Annotated in this window: 1 pseudogene; it reads left to right on the top strand. The window is 76.1% G+C overall.

The window, feature by feature from the left end:
* A pseudogene (locus CCN29_RS15310) lies at positions 1 to 368 on the top strand (tetratricopeptide repeat protein); the annotation flags it as partial.

The following is a 368-nucleotide window of genomic DNA, read 5'->3' as shown; positions in this document are numbered from 1 at the left end:
CAGCCGCGAGAAGAAGCGGGAACAGCAGCAGGCCGGGGACGCGGCGAACCGTGCGGCGGTACCGGTCGACGTCCGTGTCCCGGCCGACGGGTCGGACGAGCCGGGAGCCTACGTCGACGGCGTACGGGTGATCGCGGGCCCCGGCGAGGAGATCCAGCAGGCCGTGCTGAACCGCCTCCACCGCATCGCCGTCGCCTCCGGCCACGCCGTGCACGCCACCGTGCGCGACGAGCGCATCGGGTACGTCGTCCCGCTCCGGGTCGCCCCGGACGGCTCCAGCGCGTTCGCGGCACAGCCGGTGCAGCTGCGGGGGCGCGGGAGGGAGGAGCCGTCCGCGGTGAGCGGGTCCCCCGGCATACCGGCGTCCC

Source organism: Streptomyces pseudogriseolus (assembly GCA_002154585.1).
Classification (GTDB): Bacteria; Actinomycetota; Actinomycetes; order Streptomycetales; family Streptomycetaceae; genus Streptomyces; species Streptomyces pseudogriseolus.
The sequence above is the reverse complement of the archived record's forward strand: the minus strand, read 5'-3'. Positions and strand labels throughout refer to the sequence as shown.